The organism is Candidatus Symbiopectobacterium sp. NZEC135 (assembly GCF_025962695.1).
Genome location: NZ_JAGFPF010000029.1, coordinates 1 through 21545, shown reverse-complemented (window position 1 = coordinate 21545; position 21545 = coordinate 1). Strand labels below are relative to the sequence as shown.

Below are 21545 nucleotides of genomic sequence, written 5' to 3'. Positions count from 1 at the left end.
AGGGGTTAATTACACGCCATACCACTGAACGAAGGTCGCCGTGATCACCCCCTGAACGTTACCGGCCGGAGCAAACTTTATTGAGTCTTCCACCACCCGATAGAGCCCCGGCTGTTCATGCGGGGGAGTCCATTGGAATGATTTCTTGCGATGACGCCGCAAGAAATCGCGAATCTCGACAGCGGTGTCGAGCGTGCCGCGAAACGCGTAGGGAAAAGTGATGGTTTCCCCGTTTAACCCCGTGCCGGACAGTTGCGTATAGCCATCGCCAAACTGCACTTTGCGTACCGTTTCGCTGTATTGCACCTCGGGCTGATTGCCGATTTGCAGCGGCCAGTGAAATGTCTCAATTGCCATTAGCTTCTCCGCCCTTTCATTGCTGTGCTCAACATGCGTCCCTGCCCCATTTCCCGGGTCAGCAGCGATTTAAAGCGTTGATCGACAAAGCTGCCAATCTCACTGCCAAATTGCGCCAACCCGGCCGATGAGGTCTGAGAGATGCGACCATCGCTGGCGATAGTGATACTGACCTGCGGTGCCGTATTGCCACTCACGCCCCCCACGGCGCGCACCCCCAGTACACCGTTGGCGTTACGCGTCAGCGGCATAATGGCTTCCGGTCCAGCCTCGCCCATCAGTCCGGCCCCTTTGGCGAAGGCAAACAGCGTGGGGCGATCGACCACCTGCCCCGAATAGGCCGACAGGCTGGATGAGGTATACACACCACCGTTGGCGTTAGCCGTTACGCCAAACGCGCCCATTAACGCATTCACCCCCTGCACCAGCGCCGACTTCACGGCGATTTCCGCCAGCATGCCCAACACCGATTCGGCAAAAGAGGAGAAATTGAGTTTCCCGGTCCGCACAAAATTCATCACGCTATTATCCAACTGTTGGAATGCCGCCTCTCCTCCAGCCTGAATAATGGAATAAGAGTCCAGCGCACTCTCGGAATATTTCCCCCAGGATTCACTCAGGCCATCTACCCAGGTTTTGCCGATGTTGTTATTCGACCCTCCGGCCTCCTGACTGTTATTACTTTTCTGGACATCATTGCGCTGCGCTGGGGGGGTTGCCGGATTTGCCGATGCGCTCTGCTTATTTTGACCCGAGTCTTTATCCTTATCTTTATCCTTGGTGGTTGTCGAAATATCGAAAAAACCAAGAATGGCGTTAACCCCTTCGACCATTGATGCCCTGAGCGCGACGTTCGCTAACATACTCAGCATGGATTCGGCAAAATTCGAGAGATTCAGTTTGCCGGTTTTCACAAAGCGCGTTAATCCCGCGTCCAGCGTTTTAAATGCTGCCTCGCCGCCGGTTTTCACCTGGGTGTACGTATCTGAAGCCACTTTGGCGTATTCGCTCCATGACTCAATCAGGCCCTCCCGCCAGGTTTTCACCTTCGCTTCATCTTTGGATTGATCGGTGCCAATGCCATTCAGCCCTGCCAGCATAAAGCCACTGGTATCGTTAAAATCAGCGCTCCCTTGCGCCATTACGCGCTGTGCTGACCAGGTGCCCGGCTGGGTTCGCACCTCACTCGCTTTCAACGCGGCGCTCTGCTGGGCGACCAATTGAGAAAAACTCTGCGTCGCTTGGGTAACAACCCCCCCCAGCGACAGCAAATCCTGCTGCACGCGCAGCACGCTACTGTTTAACAACACAGCGTTAAAATTTAATGCCTGTTCATTGGTTGTCTGGGCCATAACGAACCCCTCCAAATAATCCTTCGCCTATTGCCATCAATTCATCGTCACTCATCGTTTCAGGCTCAACCGTTGGCTGTAACAGGCTGAGTTGCTCTAACGGGATGTCTTGATGACCCGTCAACGCCAGCATGGTGGCACGCAGGGCGCAGCACTCCGCATCCAGCAGCACATCGGAAAAGTAGTGCTCCTGATAGAACGCAAACCATTCCGATAACTCACTGGAAGAGAGTTCAGACAGCATCGTGCGCCAGTCATGACGCCGGAACTCCCGAGCCAGACGCATCGCAAAACGCACCTGTGCGGCTAAGACTTTCCCGGCGTGCTGGATGCACGCTCACCCGCAGATTCTTCACTGGCACTTTCTGGCGCAATGCCGCTGAGCTGCTGAACCAGCAAGGCGGCTTCATTGATCAAGCGCGGTGGCCAGTCGTTGAGCACCTGATTGAAAATGTCATCCAGAGCGCGTTCCCGATCCTGTTGCCACAGCGAGCGGGATACCAGCCAGGCGTGCAGCTTGATGGTCAGGCTGCCAAAAATGGCCATTTTCTTGGCCTCGGGGATAGTGTCAGGAATGTTCTCCAACGCACTCATGTGCTCAACAATGGCTTCGAGATACTCGATGCGCTGCAACCCTGATAGTTCAGACAGCACCACCTGATTGGGGCCGAAAGGCTCGGTTTTCAGGTACATGTGTTCTCCTTTATTTCATTTTTACCAAAAAAGCCCGCGTACGCGGGCAGAGGTAGCTGACAAACGGCCTTACTCTCACCGTCATTCCCGCCACCACCGTCATTCCCGCCACCACCGTCATTCCCGCGCAGGCGGGAATCTCTTGCCGAACAAACGCGTTTCTGCTGGCAGAGATCCCCGGCTTTCGCCGAGGATGACGAGGTAAAGTGACCGGGGTATAAAAAAAGCAGCGTCTGCTGCCTTAAGGCGTTACTGCCGCCGGTGCGTCTTCCGCCAGCACTGGCTTGCCGGTATTGGTGACCTTCGCGGTGCGGGTGATCACTTCCTTAACCGGAATCGATTTCCCTAACGCACTGACCCAGCCCTTAAACACATCAACCACGCCGTTGGCATACTTGATTTTGTAGCCGCGCACAGCGCCGGAGGTAAACCAATCCACCAGTTCCTGTTGCCCCAGGTCGCCCGCTTTCCATGCCAGGGTGAAACTGGTGTCCCCGGCGGATTTGATCCCCTGTGCGGTATCGCTCCACCCGGCGTTTTCACCGTCCAGATAGGTGTTATCGAAGGATTCCGCCGTCATCTCACCCGGCGTTAGCTCTTTGACCTGCGCCAATCGCGTCCAACCGCTGTCGCCCGTTGGGTTGGCATACGGGTCACCGGTGCCGGTAAAAACCCAAAGCGTTGTTCCTGCACCTTTAATGGCTTCTGTTGTAGACATAATGGCCTCACTGATAATAAGTTATTGAAAATTCAAGGTCCGCAGACCTCCAAATGCGCCCTTCTTCATCGCGTCGATAGTCATACCGCTGCGTTGAGAAGGTTTGCGTACTCTCCTTAAGCGCTGACACTGACATCAGCGCAGGGGAAATTTTTTGCGCCATCTTTTCATCCAGCGTCGAATCAGGGCTCTCAGCCTGTTCGAAAAGCGCGACGTGCAGATTGGCTTGCCACAGCGCCTCATCCAGTGCGTTTTCCACCGGTTGTGCATCACTGATGTAGACCGCGATGGCGGGCAGGCTGTCTGGCGTTAAGGCGACGGGGCGTCCGTCAAGAAAAGTGGTGTGTTCGGTGATGGCGGCGCGCAGCGCAGCCAAAACCGCAGCACGTAGCTGCATATGCTTGATCATGATGGGCATGTCATCCGTAGTTAATTGTCAGGGAGAGACGTGCTGGCCCCGGCGGACAGCGGGTTATTTGCTGTCGGCCTGTGCAGTACGTATTGCATCAAGCTGGCTGTTGGCTTGCTCCAGTGCCGCCAACAGTGGCTCAATCCAGTAAACGGCCTGGGCGTAGGTCAATCGGCAACCGGCGGTAACGGCACCACGACCGGTTGCGTTAGCGTCTGGGGCAACGCTGTGCACGACGCGGGCACGTAGACGGTGCGCGTCGTCGAGCAACCGCTCAGACACAGCATCAGGCACGCACTGACGCCCCACCGGATCGCGCTTGACGGTCGTGCGGTAAATAATCTGTTTTTCATCGGAATCGGCCTTGATAGAGAGGCTGCGCTGATAGGCATCGGCAGCTATCTGGTTCACGCGCTGAAAAGTAAACGCCTGCTGCGCAATAATTGATTGTTGCTGCGTCTGGCGCAGCTCGCTGGATTGCTTGTCACGAGCGGCAATATCAGCTTCCCAACGACTCCCTTGCAGAGACCAACCGGCACCAAAGGCAGCCGCGAGGGCCCCCGCGATCAGTAATAGGTAGATTTTTATCATCGGGCTATTTCTGCGTAGCCAGGCACAGCGCCTGTTCTTTGGCGCGACGAGCCACCAACCCCGGAAGCACCGCCTGCCCGACATAGACCCAACGGCTAAGTTGATGACAGGCGGCAAGGTAAGAGCCCGCCGTCAGGTAGCGGTACAGCGTGGACGTCAGGAAATTCGCACAGCCCACGTTGAACACAAAGCTGCCAACACCGTCAAAAACATTCTGCGGCAAGCGCGCGCCCAATTTGCGCTCAACGTTCTGCTCAAGGCAGTTTTGCGCGTCCAGCTGATCTTCTGCGAACCAGCGGGCAATCTGCTGGTCATCGGCCAGTGTGACAGCCCCTGTAACACGCCGCGTATGGCCAATGCCCTGAGTGCTGATGCGTGCCGGGCACTGGTAAACCTCCCGTCGGCACCCCTCAGCATTCCCCATCACCTCCATCGCGGCCTGACTGAAGCGCAAAGCATTGCCCTGTTGGGAGTGATAGCTATCGCTATTATTCAGCACCATGGCAACGATCACGCTGACGGAGCAAAACGCAGCGGTGACTATCTGGCGTCTACTCATTATGCATTCCCTCTTCTCTGCGCCGGTCTTCCCTGATTTTGAAAAACAAATTCACCAGAAAAGTCAGCAGACCAAACAGCAAACTCCCCATCACACCAATGGCTGTCCACTGGTTTGGAGAAACAGCATCCAGCAACTGAAGCATCCAGTAACTGCCGGTAGCACCCGAAGCGCCATAGGAGATGCCCGTCGTCAATTTATACATACGCATAACCTCACCGCCGTCGTGCGGTGCCTACAGTGATAAGAACAAAAAGCGGAAAGTGGTTATTAATAACGTTCCGGCATCTCAATAGCCGTGATGTCGAAGCACGAGAGAAGTGTTACATCGGAATGCAGCGTAAATTTAAAAAATCAAACATGCCAAATCACCATTAACATTACACCAAACTAAAAAAAGGCCTCGCAAATGCGAAGCCTTTTTTATGATTGCTGAAATTAACGATTTTTAACAGACTACCTTGTTATTTGGAATTCCACAACACGTTTAATGTCTATTTTAATTCTCAGATGATATTTTATGACGCCGAACCCAATAAGCATTTTTGTAGCGTAAATGGCTTTTTGGAATTCCACAACCGTTTTCTAAACGAATACGATAAAAAAGATATCGTCATTCTGTATATATGCAGCAATATTTTCACGCCGGGTTATTATTTCGCAGGCCCGGTATATTGCAGCGTCATGGGTGTTCTATCCCACTCCCAATTTGATTTGGTTTGTTGCTGCCAGCCATTGTCCCACATGCAGTCGCGATAGGAACTGTTACGACTGCCGTCGTTCACATCCGTGACATAGCTTTGAAATTCCTCAACTTCATAAGTTCTATACTTTTTCCCACCGCACCACCGTTTATAATTACAAGGTTCAGTGACAGTACGGTAGTTGGTGCGGTTGATCACTTCATTGCGCACCGGGAATCGCTGTTCAGCGCTAACCCGGCACAGGGTTCTTGAAGTAACATGATCAGTTGGGTTATCACGAATTTTCACCCACCGCGTCGAACACCCAGAAAGCAACACAGGAACCAACATGAATAACAGCAGCGTCTTCATCATAGGCCTCGTTAAAGGACGAAATGGCAACATGACTTTCAATTTTTGCGATAAGACTAATCTGGAATATTCCTGATTTACTGTTTCGGTCGGTGATTACGAAGGCAATGCACTCCTCTGTCATGCGTTCGATAGTGAACAATACTACACGCACAAATACACCTTTCCTTGCGAAAAATCAAAAAATATTCGCACACCCTTTAACCTATCCGTTAATTAGGACAATATGCCATTCGAAAAAAATGCTTGTCATAGGAAATGAACTTCGCATTAGGAATAGGATGAATTAATCATTTTTATCAGACTATATTGCCTTTTGGAATTCCACCACCTTTTTTATTTTCGGCGTATAAACCAGCTCTTTCTGGCATTCAAGATCGATATCCAGTTTGATATCCATCATGCTCAGGCAGCCATCAATAAATCCTTCTGCCATTTGTAGCTGTTTTAGCACCAGCGTATGTGAAATGCCCAGCTTGGTACCAATCGCCCTCACCGGCAGACCAAGCACATAGTGCCACTCCAATAGCACATGCAGGTACGGGTCACGCTTTTTCAAACACGCCATCGCCCCATTGACAATCAACCCATCGTCATCGCAGCACGAGGGTCGCGAGCGCTGGCTGGAGGGCAGCAACCCGCGGAAGCCCGCGGCCACCGATGAGTAATACAGCCCGTGCTCGGTATGAGAAGCCCATGCGCCATAGCGCTCGAGCACCTTTTGGATATCACGAATCATCTCGCCACCTTTGTTGTTTCTATACTTTTATCTGGCAAGACCATTGGGTTCTTGCCGCACCATCCCCTGGAGTAACAAAAGCGCGGCAGCCATAGACTGCCACCGAAAAGCTATTGATTTCATTAAACACTAACGCCCGTTACTCACGCATAGTCGGTGTTGGTAGTGTGATAATACCTTTAGCTATCTCTAATAGCTAAAGGTATTGCCATTTCCCTTGAAAAGCAATAGCGAATGCTATAAAGTGACTGGCATGAAAACGATGAACACTTTGGCAGAACGGCTCAACCATGCGATGTCTCTGACGGGAATGACTCAGGGGCAACTGGCACGCGCCGTTAACATGGCTCAGCCGACAATCTGGCGCTTGACCTCCGGTCAGGCGAAAGGAACATCGCGTATCATTGATATCGCCGATGCGCTGGGGGTGCGTCCAGAATGGCTAGCAAATGGTGATGAACCGATGCGTGCACCTGCGGCAGCCCCTTACGACTCGCGCTCCAACATTCCCCCGGAATCCCAGTGGGGAACGGTTGACGTATGGGACAGCCACACCCCCTTGCGGGATGATGAAGTGGAAGTGCCGTTTCTGAAAGATATTGAATTCGCCTGCGGGACTGGGCGCATCATGAATGAAGATCACAACGGGTTTAAGCTGCGGTTTTCCAAATCGACCCTACGCCGCGTCGGTGCAAATTCGGATGGCTCCGGCGTACTCTGTTTCCCAGCCAAGGGCGACAGCATGGAACCGTTTATTCCCGATGGCACTACCGTCGCCGTCAACACCAACGATAAGCGCATTATTGATGGTAAGATCTACGCCATCAGCCAAAACGGTTGGAACCGCATCAAGCTGCTGTATCAGGTCGGGCCGAACACGGTAAGCATCCGCAGCTACAACAGTGCAGAACACCCTGTCGAAGAGAAATCGCTCAGCGACGTCGATATTATCGGTCGCGTGTTCTGGTGGGCGGTGCTGGACTACTGATTACTGTGCCAGCGCTGTGTACAAAAAAGGCCGTTGGTTAACGGCCTTTTCCTTTTCAGCACGATGACACTCACCCCTCGTGCAACCCACACTCCCGTTTCAAACCGAAGAAGCGAGTCTCTTCTTCGCTCATTCCCGGTTCCCATTTGCGTGTGGTATGCGTATCCCCTACGGACAGGTAACCCTGCTCCCACAGCGGATGGTAGGATAAACCGTGCTGCTTGAGGTATTGATACACCTGCTTGTTATCCCAATCGATAATCGGCAGCACCTTGAAAACGCCACGCTGGATAGCCAGTACCGGCAGATGTCCACGGCTACCCGACTGCTCGCGCCGCAATCCGGCAAACCAGGTCTGCGCCTGTAGCTCGCTCAGCCCACGGTTCATCGGCTCCACTTTGTTTAGCAGATTGTACTGTTCAATACCTTCGACGCCCTGTTCCCACAGTTTGCCATAGCGCGCTTCCTGCCAAGCTGGAGAGTGCTCGGCGCGATACACCTTCAGATTGAGTTTCAACTGCTCGGCCAGCGTATCGATAAACTGGTAGGTTTCTGGAAACAGGTAGCCGGTATCGGTGAGAATAACCGGAATATCAGGGCGCAGTTGTGTGACCAGATGCAGGCTCACCGCTGCCTGAATACCGAAGCTGGAGGAGAGCACATACTCTCCCGGCAGGTGCTCCAGCGCCCAGGCTACGCGTTCCTCCGCGGAGAGCGTTTCCAACTGGGCGTTGGTTTCGGCCAGCGCTTGCGCCTGCTCCGGTTTGGGTAGCGCATTAAGCGCCTCAAGTGAGAATACCGACATCATGCCTCCCGGTTAATCGTAAAAGTCGCGCGCCGGATCGAGCACCGGCTTGATAATGCCGCTACGGATAGCGAAATCACCGAACCCTTCTCCCTGCTGACGCTCCAACGCCCAGCGGCTAATCAGACCATCCAGTTCGCTCAGGATCTCCGCCTGCGTGATATTTTCGCGGTACATGCGCGGAATGCGCGTGCCTTCACGGTTACCGCCCAGATGCAGGTTGTAGCGCCCAACGGCTTTGCCAACCAGACCAACTTCCGCCAGCATGGCGCGGCCACAGCCGTTCGGACAGCCGGTGACCCGCAGGACAATATGCTCGTCGCCTACGCCGTGGCGCTGCATAATGCCTTCCACCTCGGTGACGAATTCCGGCAGAAAACGCTCGGCTTCCGCCATCGCCAGCGGACAGGTTGGGAAAGAGACGCAGGCCATCGAGTTTTTACGCTGCTCGCTGACGCTATCGTCAATCAACCCGTGCTCACGGGCCAGCGCTTCAATCTTCGCTTTATTGCGCGCACTCACGCCTGCCACAATCAGGTTTTGGTTCGCCGTCAGGCGGAAATCCCCTTTGTGGATTTTGGCGATTTCGGCCAACCCGGTTTTTAGCGGACGGCCCGGATAATCGAGAATACGGCCATTTTCGATAAACAGCGTCAGGTGCCATTTGCTATCGATGCCTTTTACCCAGCCAATACGATCGCCACGGCCCGTGAATTCATACGAGCGCACCGATTCAAAGGTCACGCCCGCGCGCTTTTCCACTTCGCGTTTGAAGGTGTCAACGCCGACACGCTCCAGCGTATATTTGGTTTTGGCATTTTTGCGGTTGGTGCGGTTACCCCAGTCACGTTGCGTGGTTACCACCGCTTCAGCCACGGCCAGCGTATGCTCAATCGGAATATAGCCCAGCTCACTGGCCGTGCGCGGATAGGTTGCCTTATCGCCATGGGCGATAGAAAGGCCACCGCCGACCAGCACGTTGAAGCCGACCAGGCGGCCATTATCAGCAATGGCAATAAAATTGAGATCGTTGGCGTGCAAATCCACATCGTTTTGCGGCGGGATCACCACCGTAGTTTTGAACTTGCGCGGCAGATAAGTTGCCCCGAGGATCGGTTCTTCATCGGTGGTAGCGACTTTCTCTTGATCCAACCAGATCTCGGCGTAAGCGCGGGTACGTGGCAACAGGTGCTCGGAGATCTTCTTCGCCCAGTCATAGGCCTGCTGATGCAGCTCGGATTCCACCGGGTTAGAGGTACAAAGCACGTTACGGTTCACATCGTTGGCCGTCGCCAACGCGTCCAGCCCCAGATGGTTTAGCAACTGGTGCGCCGGTTTCACGTTCGGCTTCAGAAGGCCGTGAAACTGAAAGGTTTGGCGGTTGGTGATACGAATGCTGCCATAGAGCGTGCTCTCGGCGGCAAATTTATCGATCCCTAACCACTGTTCCGGTGTCATCACGCCACCCGGCAAACGGCAGCGCAGCATCATGGCATGGCGCGGCTCCAGCTTTTGCTCGGCACGTTCAGCGCGAATATCGCGGTCATCCTGCTGATACATGCCGTGAAAGCGGATCAGCAAAAAGTTGTCGCCGTTAAAACCGCCCGTCAGCCCTTCCTGCAAATCTTCAGCAATGGTACCGCGCAGGTAGTTACTTTCCCGCTTCAGGCGCTCCGCATCAGCAAGTTTCCCTTCTACCACTAACGGGCCGGGATAACGTTCATCGATTGGTAATTTTTCGCTCATTGATAAAGATCTCGCTAGTACACATCGCGCTGATAACGGCGCTCAAGGCGCAGTTCGCTTAAAAATTCATCGGCCTGTTCTGCATCCAGACCGCCGTGGGTAACGATGATGTCCAGCAGCGCCTGCTCCACATCTTTCGCCATACGGTTGGCATCGCCACACACGTAGAGATGAGCGCCATCCTGGATCCAGCGCCACACCTGCTCGCCCTTCTCGCGCAGTTTGTCCTGCACATAGATTTTGTGTGCCTGATCGCGCGACCAGGCCAGATCGATATGCGTCAGCAGCCCGTCTTTCACGTAGCGCTGCCATTCCACCTGATAGAGAAAATCTTCGGTAAAGTGCGGGTTGCCGAAAAACAACCAGTTTTTGCCTTCTGCACCGTCCGCTTCGCGCTGTTGCATAAAGGCGCGGAACGGGGCGATACCGGTGCCAGGACCGATCATGATGACGGACGTCGAGGGATCGGCAGGCAGGCGGAAGTGATCGTTATGTTCAATGAACACCTGAATCTCATCGTCTTCATTCAAACGATCCGCCAGATAACCTGATGCGCCGCCCGTTCGTGCACGTCCCTCATAGTCATAGCGCACAACACCCACGGTAATATGCACTTCGCTTTCAGCTTCAGCCTGAGAAGAAGCAATGGAATAGAGGCGCGGCGTCAATGGGCGCAACCAGCTAATCAGTTGCTCCGGCGTCAGTTCCGTCGGTGCCTGACGCACCATATCCACCAGCGGCGTGCGCTGGGCAAACTGTTGCAGCGCAGGTTTCTCTGCCACCAACGCCAGCAACGCGTCGTTGCGGGACAACGCGGCGTATTTCTCCACCAGCGGCGCCGTGTTTTGCGTCAGTTCGAAATGGCGTTGCAGCGCCTGCGATAAAGGCAGTGTGTCGCCCGCCACGGTCACAGGCTCATCCCCTTTTAACCACAGCAGTTCCAGTAATTCCTGTACCAGCGCCGGATCGTTTTGATACCACACGCCGAGCGCATCACCCGGCTGATAGCGCAGGCCGGAATCCCCCAGATCGATCTCGATATGTCGCACATCTTTGTCGGACGCACGCCCCGTGATTTTCTGATTCACAGCGAAACTTGCCGTGTAAGGGGCGGTTTTACTGTAAGGACTGCTGGAAATTTCATCCCGCGTTCCGCTGGCACTCGCCTGAACCACCGCCGCACCTTGTGCCGGCACTCGCGCCTGAAGGATATCAACAATCTGGCGACGCCACTGCTCAGCCGCCGCCTGATAATCAACATCGGCATCCACGCGATCGAGCAGGCGCTCTGCGCCCAGTTCGGCCAACCGGCTATCAACATCTTTACCGGCTTTGCAGAAAAATTCGTAAGAGGTATCGCCCAACCCAAACACCGCAAACGACGTGGTTTTCAGCGCAGGGGCTTTTTTGGAGAACAGGAATTTATGCAACGCCACGGCCTCTTCCGGCGGTTCCCCTTCCCCTTGCGTAGAGGTCACCACCAGCAGCAGCGTTTCCTGCGCGATTTGCTTAAATTTATAATCGCCTGCATTCACCAGCGTGACCGCGAGCTTGGCGGCCAGCAAATCGTCACGCAGTTGTTCAGCCACACGGCGGGCATTGCCCGTTTGCGATGCCGAGATAAGGGTGATGCTTTGGGCAGGCGCAGCGGCACTGGCCGGGAGCGACACAGCCGACACGGCACCGCTCTGAGCCCCATTGCCCTGCGCGACGCCCCAAAAATAGCCTGACAGCCAGGCCAGCTGCGCTGGAGAGAAATCCCCCGTGGCGCTCTGCAAACGCGCAAGCTGCTCGGCACTAAGCGGCAGCAACGAAACCGGAGTGGTCATCGTGATTTCAGTGTCCTTTTAAGTCGTCCCGCGGCATACCCTACTACGTGAAGCTTGACGGGTATAAAGCGATTTTTATGCAATACAAAGTTGTATGGAATATAAGGTTACCTATCCCGCGCGCAACAATTAAAGACGCGATGGCAATATTTAATAACCAAAATGCCTAAATGGTTTTTCTGATAATCTTTAACGCTTAAAACGTTATAGGTCGCGCGCTCAGATGAACACCCTATCGATCAGATTATTCTTCGACCAAACGTGCTTCAAGGACGACTTTCCGGTAGTATGCGACGGCTTTGGTTTACGCTCGGTTATCCCTTCAGGAACGTTGTTATGGTCACTACCCTATTTAAAGATTTTCAGTTTGAAGCCGCCCACCACCTGCCGCACGTGCCGGAAGGGCACAAATGTGGCCGTTTGCACGGGCATTCCTTTATGGTGAGACTGGAGATCACCGGTGACGTCGATCCGCATACCGGCTGGGTGATGGATTTCGCAGAGTTGAAAGCGGTCTTCAACCCGGTGTGGCAACAGTTGGATCACCACTACCTCAATGAAATCCCAGGATTGGAAAACCCGACCAGCGAGGTGCTGGCGCACTGGATCTGGCAGCAGTTAAAACCCACGCTGCCTCTGCTGAGCGCCGTGATGGTGAAAGAAACCTGCACGGCGGGCTGCGTTTACCGCGGGGAATAAAAGGATCGGCCGGCTATCAGGCGATATTCAGATACTTGTGCGTCTGCATCGACAGACGCCAGTTACGCGCAATACAGGTTTCGATACAGAGTTTGGTCGCCGCGTCTTTCTGGCTGATGGGCTGCAAAGCGATAATCCGCGATTTATCATCGTGTAAACGCGCCAGCAAGGCATCCAGCGCTTCAATGTCTTTCTCTCGCGCCACCGGATGTTTGATTTCATCCGCACGCACGAGTGCCTGATCGAGCACCACCATGCCACCGCGCATATTCACTTTGGGTGAAACAGTGACCCAGGTTTGCGACGAACAGCGCACCTCATGAGTACCGCTGGTTTCTATCTGGCAGCGATAGCCGTTTTGTTCGAGATAGTCGGTCAACGGCGTCAAATCGTGGATACAAGGTTCTCCCCCGGTGATAACCACATGCCGGGCGCTATACCCCTCTTGCTGGATGCGCGCCAGAATCGCTTCCGGGCTGGCCGGTGCCCAGGCATCGCTCTCCTGCGTCTTTACCAGAATCTGCGCCAGCGTGGTTTCACGTTCAGCAAACTTGTCCCAGGTGTGTTTGGTATCACACCAGCTACACCCCACCGGGCACCCTTGCAGGCGTACAAAAATCGCCGGAACACCGGTAAAAAAGCCTTCGCCTTGCAGGGTTTGGAACATCTCATTTATCGGGTACAGCATAACATCCTATGGCTCAGTCATCGGGTGTCCGCCCAAACAGGCGGGCAAACCGCTATTATCGCAGATTGCCCGCGGTGCGCCAAATGCCGCTGTAGAACTGTCGATACGCCTCTCTAACGCATTGAGTGATTCACAAAAGCGTTGCTGAAGCAGCCCAATCAACGTGGAAGTTCTTCGAACCTATCGCTGGCGAAATACTGTGCATTTCCACCGTAACCAGTTTATGAACGACAAACGGGTCGCTTTGCAAGAAGGTCGTTATCCACTCCGCATCGTCGGCCTGAAACAGAATAAATCCAGCGTTGCCGCCAGTTAGCGGACCCGCAACAATCACCCACCCTTTGCTTACCCCTTCTGCGAGCCACTTTTTATGTGCTTCAACGTAAGGGGCTAATGTCTGTGCGGGTTGTGTATAGGAGGGCGTCACTGCATGTAACATAGTCATCACCTCTGATTAGTACGAGAGTGTTTTCACAACATCGGGTCACGATAGATAACAGTGGCATCATCCTGTGTGTCGAGCAGTTGCTGAATCAGCTCAGCAGACAACTCACGCGTAATGGAATCATGCTGCATAATGCTGGAATCAATATGGAGAATCTTCATCGTAAAACATCCTCTTGCAGTGTGGCGTTTATTTAAGATGTCGGGCCGCGTTATCAATAAATGCCGCTACGGCATCAGGGTGTGAAATCATCGACATATGGCTGGAAGGGATCCGCAACAGGGTTGCCCCGATATCATGCGCCAACGTTTCCTGAAGGCTGGGCTTAAGAGCGTTGTCATTTTCGGTCAACAGATACCATGAAGGTTTTGTTTTCCACGCAGCCTGTTGCACCTTCCCGCTAAATGCCTGTGCCGCAATAGGTTGCTGTGCAGCGCTCAGCAGACGTGATTTCGCCTCAGGAACATCATTGGCCATAACGTGATGAAATATTTTGGGATCATCCAGCCATATCAACCCATCCTGATCGGGTTTAAGCCCCTCCATTGGTGCATTCAAGCGTTGTAAGAGGTCACTCACAGATTCGCCACTGTTAGGAATCAGCGCTGAAAGGTAAACCAACCCTTTTACCGCCGGATCGTTTCCAGCCTGAGAAATGACAGCCCCGGCCCAAGAGTGGCCGACCAATAAAACATCCCCGTGTTGACGCTGAATAACGCGCATTGTTGCTGCCACGTCATCTTGCAAAGAGGTCAGCGGGTTTTGCACTGCTGTCACGTGGTACCCCATAGCTTGCAGCCGGGCAGTCACCTCTGACCAACTTGATCCATCCGCAAATGCGCCATGAACCAGTACGATATTGTTGATTTTTTCCTCCTGAGCATAGGTTGCCGATGCCATGAACACAGACAGTACAAATGCCAGCGTGATGCTTACCACGCGGTAGAAAAGCGAATGCTTCATTCTCTCCACCTTATGTCATTCATTGGTTATGTTAGAAATCGCCCCTGACGCGATCGTTAATACAGTGTAAACATCTATTGCACATGTCATAAGCTGTCAGATAAGACGTTTATCAGGCAAAATCAGCCAACGTTGTTAAACAAGGGTTACTGATGAAAATCGCGCTTCTGGCTCTGCCCGGCAGTATGATGTCCGCTATTTCTGGGTTAGCAGATATGTTCTGGCTGACTAACCAGACCATCATGATGAACCCGGGGATCGCGACCCCCCCTACGGACAAAAATGCGCAATTTGATACCGTGATTGTCAGCGCGGATGGAAAACCGGTGCATGATGCACAAGGGAAAAAGATTGATTGTGAGGCATCCTTTGGTGATAGCACGGTTTTCGATAGGATCATCGTCACGGGCATGCGTCTGAATGAGCATAAGCTTCCGATTGCGCCAGATGCCGTACAAGAAGCCGCAGTCTGGTTACAAACGCAATACCGGCAAGGTAGCCAGATCGCTGGAGCCTGCGCCGGGGGATACGTACTCGGCGATGCGGGCCTGTTAGACGGGAAAATATGCACCACCACATGGTGGTTGTTTCCCTCCTTTCGTCAACGTTATCCCAACGCTAAAGCACTGTGGGGGAAACCGCTGGTCGAACAGGATGGCATCATCACTACCGGAGGGCCGCTTTCGTGGATTGATTTGGCATTGCATATTGTCAAAACAGACGCGGGAAACGCATTGGCTAAACTGGCGGCGGATATGGCGGTGGCAGACAGCCAGCCGATGTCACAACACATCTACGCCCCGCGCGGTTTCGTGAATACCATCCACCCGCTATTGATACGGGCAGAGCAGTTGATTCGCTACGACGCTCCCGCGATGACGGTAGAGCAACTTGCCGCAGCGCTTACCATGAGCACGCGAACACTACATAGAAAAATCAGCGACCTGACGAATGAGACGCCAAAAGCCTTTATCACGCGAGTGCGAATAGAATCTGCCTGCGTTCTGCTGGAGAACCCCAAAAACACCATTGTGCGGGTGGCAGAACAATGCGGCTACCATGAAGAAACCGTGTTCAGACGGGCCTTTCAGCAAGTGATGGGGATGTCTCCCGCTCAGTTCAAAAAATGGACGCTGGCGCGCAACGCCGCCGCCCTGAGTAAACGATAACCAAATAGCCGCTGCGCCCCCAGAAAGACAGGATAACATTTGAGGAATGTTGCAGTTCAGTTAATAATCAAGAGGATTGCCCATTTCTTTTTCACGGTGTTTACGACAAGGAACGATACGATGAAACCTTTGAAAGCGGCGAGCCTGATAGCGATGATAGCCTTCGGCCTCCCCGATGTCGCCGTGGCTGAAGCCACGACGCAAGTCAAAACCCAACCCGGCCACTATCGGCAGTTGTTGGGGCAATATGAAATTACCGCGCTTTCAGATGGCACCAACGCTATGCCGATGGACAAACTGCTCACGCGCACCGATCCCAACACCATTCGCCAGTTGCTGGCCGAGAAATCCTTACCGCCAACCGTTGAAACGTCTATCAATGCGTTTCTGGTTAACACAGGTAAAAATCTGGTATTGATTGATACCGGCAACGGCACGCAGGCCAACAGCAATGTCGGGAAAGTACAGAAAAACCTACTGGCATCGGGCTATCGTCCCGAGCAGGTCGATACCATCCTGATGACTCACCTGCACGGTGACCATTTTGGCGGGCTGGTGCAAAACGGCAAGCTCTCCTACCCCAATGCGACCGTTTACGTTTCGCAAAAAGAGTATGATTTCTGGTTAGATCCGCAGCATCTGGCGCAAGCCGCCCCTGAGCGCAAGCCCGCTTTCCAGCGGGTTCAGGATGTCTTTAAGATGCTGGCGGCGGCCAATAAAGTGAAAACCTTTACCGGGGATGCCCCACTGCTGCCTGGCATTACGCCAGTGTTTGCACCAGGCCACACCCCGGGACATACCGCCTATAGCATCGTCAGTGACGGCAATAAATTGCTGGCATGGGGCGATATCGTGCACGCTGAAGCGGTGCAAATGCCGATACCGGAAACCACCATCAGCTTCGATTCAGATATGGATCAGGCCACCAAAACCCGTGAAGCTCTGTTTGCACAGGCAGCCAGTGAAGGCTATCTGGTGGCAGGCGCACACCTGCCATTTCCGGGCATCGGCCATGTGAATACCCGCGTGGAACGCAACGGCACCACCAACGGTTATCGCTGGATTCCGGTGAATTACAGCCTGAACGGACTGAAATAACGCCAAACCCCGCGAAGCAACGGAGTGCTTTCGCGGGGCAACCTTTGGTTTATCGCTTACAGATAGACGCGCAGATACTCAGACAGGCACAGGATCGCCATCGCCTGACCGTAAGGCATGGAGGTCAGCGGGATCTGGCGGTAGTAATCCAGATCGCGGCCCATCGCGGTACCAAACGACACATTGACCAGTTCGCCTTCCTGATTGATATTGGCAATCACGCCGCGAATCGCTTTTTCCGCCATCTCGGCATAGCGCTTATCCACATAGCGTTTACGCACTGCTTTCAGGATGCCATAGGCAAACCCGGCAGTAGCAGAGCTTTCTACGTAAGAGTCAGCATCATCCAGCAGCGTGTGCCACAGGCCGCTGTCATCCTGATACTGCGCCAGCGCTTCAATTTGGCTTTCTAACACCTGCAACAGGAAGCGACGCGTTGCATTTCCTTCCGGCAATTCCAGCAACTCGATAAACTCAGGAATGGCTACCGTCAGCCAGCTATTGCCGCGCGCCCAACGCGCTTCGGCAAAATTGTGCTTGCCATCAAACGTCCAGCCGTGGAACCACAGGCCGCTGCGTCGGTCCATCAGATACTGTACATGCAGTAAGAACTGGTAGGTTGCTTCCTCGATAAACTCGGGGCGGTTGAGCAGCTTGCCGATTTTTGCCAGCGGCAACACGCTCATCATCAGGGTGTCGTCCCACAGTTGATCGGTGTTTTCGCTGTTGTAGACGATATGCTGCAAACCGTTTTTCTGAGTGCGCGGCATGTCGTACATCACCCACTCCGCCCAGCGCTCCAGATAAGGCACCCAACGGGCATCGTGCGTCTCTTCATAGCGATAGGCCAGCGTCAGGAACGGGCAGACCGTGTTGACGTTTTTGGTGGGCGTACCTTCCGCCAGACGCGCCTCGAACCAGTCATCAATGATGGCACGCATCTGGTCATCGCCGGTTTGTTGGTAATATTGGTAAATGCCGTACAGGCCAATACCGTGCGTCCACTCCCACCCGGCCCAGCCTTTGGTATCGATGACACGACCATCATCCAACCGCAGCAGAAACTCACCGGTTTCATCCTTGATATTGACCAGATTATCGGTAATGCGGCAGATCAGCGCTTTGAGATCGTCGCGAGAGATAAAGTGCTCAGGCTGACGCAGCAGCGGGCTATGTTTAACACTGAATACGGTCATAGTTTATCATCCACTTTTATCGTTAATGCGTTAATGCGGTTAATGCTGAGTCACCTGGGTTGCTGAATGCGCCGGTTGCTTATGACGATTCAGGTAACCGATATTGTTGTTGCCCCACAGCGATTCGTAAGACATGCCAGAGAGCATTTCCACCACCTGACGCGCCTGCGGCGTAATGCGTTCCGGCACCGGACGTCCGGCTTCGCGCATTTTTAGCGTCTCTTCACGCAGGGTCTGGTGCGTTTGCAGGTTCAGTTTAAACCGTAATGAGACCAGAAAACCCAACGCCAGCACGCAGACTGTACCTACGCTAAGCACCATCAGGATGGTGTGGCTCACCCCCGGAGCCTGTACGCTCTGCCCTGAAACAAACCCCGACAGTTGCAACACGATGCCGACCAGCATCACCGCGCCCGCCTGAGAGGCTTTGCGGGTTAGCGTCATGATCCCGGCGAAGATCCCTTCACGGCGCTGTGCGGTGATCACTTCATCCACATCGGCTATATAGGTGTAGGTATTCCACGGTACGTAGTTGATGCCACCACGTCCCAACCCCGCCAACGCAGAGACCAGCAACAGCAAAGAAAACACATCGTGCAGGCCGCTGTAATAGAGCACGCCGTAAGAGATCGCCGCCAGGCCGAACAGGCAGACCACCAAGCGATAAGAAGGTGCCGGTCCGAAGCGAATGCACAGCGGGATCATGCCAATCACCGCCAGGAATTGCAGGATAGCCATGGTGCCCATCAGGTTGGAAGCCACCGTGGGGCTTTGCATCAGCACAAACACCACGTAGTAGGTGAACACGGCGTTAAATACGTCCTGCGCAATGTAGCCGCCGAGGTACATCCCCAAATGTTGGCGAAAAATACGAATACGGAGTGTGGACGTCAATTCGACGTTCAAGCGCTTTAAACTTTGCCCCAGCGTCAAGGATTGGCGTTCTTTTTCTGCCTGCAAGGAAGCGGCCGACATCTCTTCTCGTGAGCGCTCCCAGGTGAAGAGATACACCAGCGTCAGCACGCCGGCGCAAATCACCGAGAAGACCAGACTTGAATAGAAGAAGGAGACTGCGTTGTCTTTGCCAAAGTGGCTGAGCAGAATACCCGGCAGGAATGCCGCCAGAATGGCAGAAAGCTGCGCCAGCGCGATACGCGCACCGGAGAATTTGGTTTTCTGTTTAAAGTCATCGGTCATTTCCGGTACCAGCGTTTCATACGGTACCAGAATCATGGTGTAGACCACGTCAAACACCAGATAGGTCAGCAGATAGTACCAGTACCCCATGTCGCCCACCCACATAAAGCTGTAGCTGAACACGCAGGGAATACCGAGCAAAATAAAGAATTTACGGCGACCAAAGCGTTTACCCAAGCGGGTTGAACCAAAGTTGTCCGTCAGGAACCCCATCAGTGGGCTGACGACAGCATCCAGTACTCTGGCCATCGCGAAAATAAACGTGGCTTCAATAGGCGTCAAACCACAAAACGTGGTGTAAAAATAGAGCAACCACGCCGCCGTTAGCGCCGTGGTTCCCGCACCGAGAAAATCACCTGAGCCGTAAGCCAAATAGTTGGCCAGCCCAATTTTACGCGTTTTCATTTGCCATCCTTCCTGTGTCATTGTTTTTATACCCTAAATAATTCGGGTTGCAGGAAGGCGGCAAGTGAGTGAATCCCGATGAGCTTACTCAGGTAAGTGATTCGGGTAAACCAGTGCAGCCAACGCCTATGCAACTTGAAGTATGACGGGTATATGAAGGTAATGCGGTAGGGTACCCACCCTTTACTGCCGTGATAGCTAAACTACTGCCGGGACGTTGGGAAAACCTTTGCACCGTTGCCACGCCCCGCACGGGATTGGCATCCCAGGGAAGAACACGACGATCGACCTCAAGGTTTTTATAAAAAGCCATTTTAAACCAATGAAACCGGGGGTTCGTTTATGGCGATCACAGGAGGAGCAGAGGAGCAGAGGAGCAGAGGAGCAGAGGAGCAGAGGAGTGTAAGGTCTTCCTGCATGAAATCCAGGCTATTCCTTTCCCTGAATACGCTGATATTTCTCGATGAAAATCTGCTGTTGTTCCGCATAACGACGTGGCATTCTGGAAAAAAGCATTTCACCCGTCTCCTTTTTTTGAAAAATAGTCATTGGATGATTTTCGGAAAAAAAATGGTTGAAAATTTTATTTGCTAACGGATCTCTCTTGGCGAAGTCTAAATACTCATTTTCGTTTTTTATATTTCGTACCCGCCGAACAAAATCAAAAACCTCCTTATTTGTTACTCTAGATATTTGATAAGCAGCCTCTATTGATAAAGGGAAAGAATCTCCTGCTTTATGCGTCCACAACACTTCGTCAATGCTAAAAATACAATCATCGAAAAAATGGGCTGATGGAACAATTGACCATGCATCTACAACGATTGATTTGTCATCCTCAACATTTCCTATTATGCAAAATGAATGATCAGAGTCTTGCGATCTCACCCTATGAATATTTTCACCTAAATTCATATTTGCCAGAAGCATGTAGGTAATGGCGCTAAACTCCCCACAATTTCCCGCACCATATTTAATTATTTTTTTAATTTGCTCCACTTTTTTTTCGTTATCATCATTATCTATTTTCATGTACCGAGTCTGGTTCATTTTTGAACGAGCCCAGGATAGGCCTTCTGTACCAAATAAACTTATACATTGATCAGGACTACCGTAAGGAAGTAAGTTTTTTGCCAGCCAGATAGCATCTTGCGCTTTTTTCAAATTATTGAAGGCTCCCTCGTCTACACTTTCAATTCTATGAGTAAGAACAACCTCTGGCATAAAGGCATTAATAACGCTTTCTTTAATCCATTTCTCTTTTGAGATGTTATCTCTAGTGACAGTTAAAATTACATCTTCAACTTTTTTTCCCGGTGGGTGCGTTTCAGTTCCTGATGTAAGATAAGAAGCATGAGCATTATCGATTAAAATAACATTTTTTAAAAAACCTGGTAGTTTCGATGTAGAAGATTGGTGTGTAGCGATATCATATCGAGTCATCACTGTTGAACGCTGTATACCAATTGGCATCAATTCCTTTCCCTTATCACATACAATAAGTTCTTCCCATCGATAATAAACCTGATGGGATTTGGGGCCATAAATGATTTTATCAACCGGGATGATAATCCTAGAAGGAATTATATATACAGTGACAGAAGACACAAACGCTTATGGTAGCTCAACGGTAAAAAGTGTTGATTTATAATAATAGGCACAGCTATAGCTCAATCTGGTTCAATGCCGAACCCTGATAAAAATAAAAACCCCCAGAAGCGCTAACCGCTCCCGGGGGTTGAGCACTGGGCGCAATGCCCAGTGCGTGACAGGCGATTACGCCTGGCCTTTCACTTCTTTCAGACCGTTGAATGCAGCACGGCCAGCCAGCGCTTCTTCGATAC

Annotated in this window: 24 protein-coding genes and 1 pseudogene; 4 read left to right on the top strand and 21 right to left on the bottom strand. The window is 52.6% G+C overall.

Annotated elements, in window-relative coordinates:
• Positions 1 to 9: 9 nt before the first annotated feature.
• The 11 genes and pseudogenes from J5224_RS14720 to J5224_RS14670 form a co-directional block, all read right to left on the bottom strand.
• Positions 10 to 357: a phage tail protein gene (locus tag J5224_RS14720; RefSeq protein WP_264626087.1), complete on the bottom strand. Its 348-nt coding sequence runs from the start codon at positions 355 to 357 to the stop codon at positions 10 to 12.
• Positions 357 to 1709 carry a phage tail tape measure C-terminal domain-containing protein gene (locus J5224_RS14715; protein WP_264626086.1) on the bottom strand — a complete coding sequence of 451 codons (1353 nt, stop codon included), beginning with the start codon at positions 1707 to 1709 and terminating at the stop codon, positions 357 to 359. The genes J5224_RS14720 and J5224_RS14715 overlap by 1 nt, the downstream gene beginning before the upstream one ends.
• Entirely contained in the window at positions 1690 to 1995 is a 306-nt protein-coding gene (locus J5224_RS14710) for a phage tail assembly protein T (protein WP_264626085.1), read from the bottom strand. The genes J5224_RS14715 and J5224_RS14710 overlap by 20 nt, the downstream gene beginning before the upstream one ends.
• A 20-nt stretch (positions 1996 to 2015) precedes the next feature.
• A complete protein-coding gene (gene gpG / locus J5224_RS14705; RefSeq protein ID WP_264626084.1) occupies positions 2016 to 2402 on the bottom strand; it encodes a phage tail assembly chaperone G in 387 nt (128 codons plus the stop codon).
• A gap of 247 nt (positions 2403 to 2649) precedes the next feature.
• Positions 2650 to 3120: pseudogene (locus J5224_RS14700) on the bottom strand (phage tail tube protein); the annotation flags it as partial.
• A 7-nt stretch (positions 3121 to 3127) separates the two neighbouring features.
• Positions 3128 to 3529, bottom strand: coding sequence for a phage minor tail U family protein (gpU, locus tag J5224_RS14695; protein ID WP_264626083.1), 402 nt, complete (start codon positions 3527 to 3529; stop codon positions 3128 to 3130).
• A 63-nt stretch (positions 3530 to 3592) separates the two neighbouring features.
• Positions 3593 to 4120, bottom strand: coding sequence for a hypothetical protein (locus J5224_RS14690; protein ID WP_264626082.1), 528 nt, complete (start codon positions 4118 to 4120; stop codon positions 3593 to 3595).
• 4 nt (positions 4121 to 4124) lie between these two features.
• Positions 4125 to 4679, bottom strand: coding sequence for a lysozyme (locus J5224_RS14685; RefSeq protein ID WP_264626081.1), 555 nt, complete (start codon positions 4677 to 4679; stop codon positions 4125 to 4127).
• Positions 4672 to 4890, bottom strand: coding sequence for a class II holin family protein (locus J5224_RS14680; protein ID WP_252120335.1), 219 nt, complete (start codon positions 4888 to 4890; stop codon positions 4672 to 4674). The genes J5224_RS14685 and J5224_RS14680 overlap by 8 nt, the downstream gene beginning before the upstream one ends.
• A gap of 442 nt (positions 4891 to 5332) precedes the next feature.
• A complete protein-coding gene (locus J5224_RS14675; RefSeq protein ID WP_264626080.1) occupies positions 5333 to 5737 on the bottom strand; it encodes a hypothetical protein in 405 nt (134 codons plus the stop codon).
• Between the two features lie 301 nt (positions 5738 to 6038).
• The gene (locus J5224_RS14670) at positions 6039 to 6470 is read right to left on the bottom strand and encodes an antiterminator Q family protein (RefSeq protein WP_264626115.1); all 432 of its coding nucleotides are present in this window, start codon (positions 6468 to 6470) and stop codon (positions 6039 to 6041) included.
• 256 nt (positions 6471 to 6726) lie between these two features.
• Here J5224_RS14670 and J5224_RS14665 point away from each other — a divergent pair, with 256 nt between their 5' ends.
• A complete protein-coding gene (locus tag J5224_RS14665; RefSeq protein ID WP_264626079.1) occupies positions 6727 to 7461 on the top strand; it encodes an XRE family transcriptional regulator in 735 nt (244 codons plus the stop codon).
• Between the two features lie 70 nt (positions 7462 to 7531).
• On the opposite strand, the gene cysH is transcribed toward J5224_RS14665, so the two are convergent.
• The 3 genes from cysH to cysJ are packed head-to-tail and all read right to left on the bottom strand — an operon-like array spanning position 7532 to position 11841.
• Positions 7532 to 8266 carry a phosphoadenosine phosphosulfate reductase gene (cysH, locus tag J5224_RS14660; RefSeq protein ID WP_264626114.1) on the bottom strand — a complete coding sequence of 245 codons (735 nt, stop codon included), beginning with the start codon at positions 8264 to 8266 and terminating at the stop codon, positions 7532 to 7534.
• 12 nt (positions 8267 to 8278) lie between these two features.
• Positions 8279 to 9994, bottom strand: coding sequence for an assimilatory sulfite reductase (NADPH) hemoprotein subunit (cysI, locus tag J5224_RS14655; RefSeq protein WP_264626113.1), 1716 nt, complete (start codon positions 9992 to 9994; stop codon positions 8279 to 8281).
• Positions 9995 to 10026: 32 nt separating this feature from the next.
• A complete protein-coding gene (gene cysJ, locus J5224_RS14650) occupies positions 10027 to 11841 on the bottom strand; it encodes an NADPH-dependent assimilatory sulfite reductase flavoprotein subunit (RefSeq protein WP_264626078.1) in 1815 nt (604 codons plus the stop codon).
• 336 nt (positions 11842 to 12177) lie between these two features.
• On the opposite strand from cysJ, the gene queD reads away from it, so the two are divergent.
• Complete coding sequence (gene queD / locus J5224_RS14645; RefSeq protein WP_264626077.1) at positions 12178 to 12540, top strand: 6-carboxytetrahydropterin synthase QueD; 363 nt, start codon at positions 12178 to 12180, stop codon at positions 12538 to 12540.
• Between the two features lie 16 nt (positions 12541 to 12556).
• On the opposite strand, the gene queE is transcribed toward queD, so the two are convergent.
• The 4 genes from queE to J5224_RS14625 form a co-directional block, all read right to left on the bottom strand.
• A complete protein-coding gene (gene queE / locus J5224_RS14640; RefSeq protein ID WP_264626076.1) occupies positions 12557 to 13228 on the bottom strand; it encodes a 7-carboxy-7-deazaguanine synthase QueE in 672 nt (223 codons plus the stop codon).
• Positions 13229 to 13358: 130 nt separating this feature from the next.
• Complete coding sequence (locus J5224_RS14635) at positions 13359 to 13667, bottom strand: YciI family protein (RefSeq protein ID WP_264626075.1); 309 nt, start codon at positions 13665 to 13667, stop codon at positions 13359 to 13361.
• A gap of 32 nt (positions 13668 to 13699) precedes the next feature.
• Positions 13700 to 13834: an NAD(P)H-dependent oxidoreductase gene (locus tag J5224_RS14630; protein WP_264626074.1), complete on the bottom strand. Its 135-nt coding sequence runs from the start codon at positions 13832 to 13834 to the stop codon at positions 13700 to 13702.
• Positions 13835 to 13862: 28 nt separating this feature from the next.
• Positions 13863 to 14636 carry an alpha/beta fold hydrolase gene (locus tag J5224_RS14625; protein ID WP_264626073.1) on the bottom strand — a complete coding sequence of 258 codons (774 nt, stop codon included), beginning with the start codon at positions 14634 to 14636 and terminating at the stop codon, positions 13863 to 13865.
• 152 nt (positions 14637 to 14788) lie between these two features.
• Between J5224_RS14625 and J5224_RS14620 the strand changes: the two genes are divergently transcribed.
• Entirely contained in the window at positions 14789 to 15805 is a 1017-nt protein-coding gene (locus J5224_RS14620; protein WP_264626072.1) for a GlxA family transcriptional regulator, read from the top strand.
• Positions 15806 to 15925: 120 nt separating this feature from the next.
• A complete protein-coding gene (locus tag J5224_RS14615; RefSeq protein ID WP_264626071.1) occupies positions 15926 to 16903 on the top strand; it encodes an MBL fold metallo-hydrolase in 978 nt (325 codons plus the stop codon).
• A gap of 56 nt (positions 16904 to 16959) precedes the next feature.
• Here the strand turns inward: J5224_RS14615 and J5224_RS14610 are convergent, their stop codons facing one another.
• The 3 genes from J5224_RS14610 to J5224_RS14600 all read right to left on the bottom strand — a co-directional run bounded on the left by J5224_RS14610 (position 16960) and on the right by J5224_RS14600 (position 21309).
• Positions 16960 to 18099 carry a glycoside hydrolase family 105 protein gene (locus J5224_RS14610; RefSeq protein WP_264626070.1) on the bottom strand — a complete coding sequence of 380 codons (1140 nt, stop codon included), beginning with the start codon at positions 18097 to 18099 and terminating at the stop codon, positions 16960 to 16962.
• A 39-nt stretch (positions 18100 to 18138) separates the two neighbouring features.
• A complete protein-coding gene (locus J5224_RS14605; protein WP_264626069.1) occupies positions 18139 to 19701 on the bottom strand; it encodes an MFS transporter in 1563 nt (520 codons plus the stop codon).
• 429 nt (positions 19702 to 20130) lie between these two features.
• Entirely contained in the window at positions 20131 to 21309 is a 1179-nt protein-coding gene (locus J5224_RS14600; RefSeq protein ID WP_264626068.1) for a hypothetical protein, read from the bottom strand.
• Positions 21310 to 21545 lie beyond the last annotated feature (236 nt).